The organism is Campylobacter sp. US25a (assembly GCF_004379075.1).
Classification (GTDB): domain Bacteria; phylum Campylobacterota; class Campylobacteria; order Campylobacterales; family Campylobacteraceae; genus Campylobacter_D; species Campylobacter_D jejuni.
The window spans coordinates 1-363 of the sequence record NZ_RYYM01000112.1; the positions used below are offsets into that span (position 1 = coordinate 1).

A 363-nucleotide genomic window follows, 5' to 3' on the forward strand; every position below is an offset into this window, starting at 1 on the left:
CTTTTTAAAAATTGAGGAATTGAGAATTAAATAAGGATAAAAATGAGCCAAACAAACAATAACACAGAAATCAAAGAACAAGACACTCAAGATGAAATCATTTGGGAAGGAAAAAAGCATATACCTTTGTTTTTGCTTTTTTGGATAACATATATTGTGCTTTTATGTTTTTTTCTTTATTTATTTCCTAGATTATTTAATCCTAGCAAAGAAATAGATTATAAATGGTTTATAGTTTTTTTTATATTTCTTTTGGGCATATATACATTTGCACGAGCGATCTATAAAATGGCAAATATTAAAAGAATTTATATCACAAAAGAAAAACTTGTGATTGAGTATTATATCAAAAATGATTTGGTT

1 pseudogene is annotated in these 363 nt (G+C 24.5%); it reads left to right on the forward strand.

What is annotated here, in order from left to right:
• Positions 1–42: 42 nt before the first annotated feature.
• A pseudogene (locus tag ELQ12_RS10805) lies at positions 43–363 on the forward strand (hypothetical protein); the annotation flags it as partial.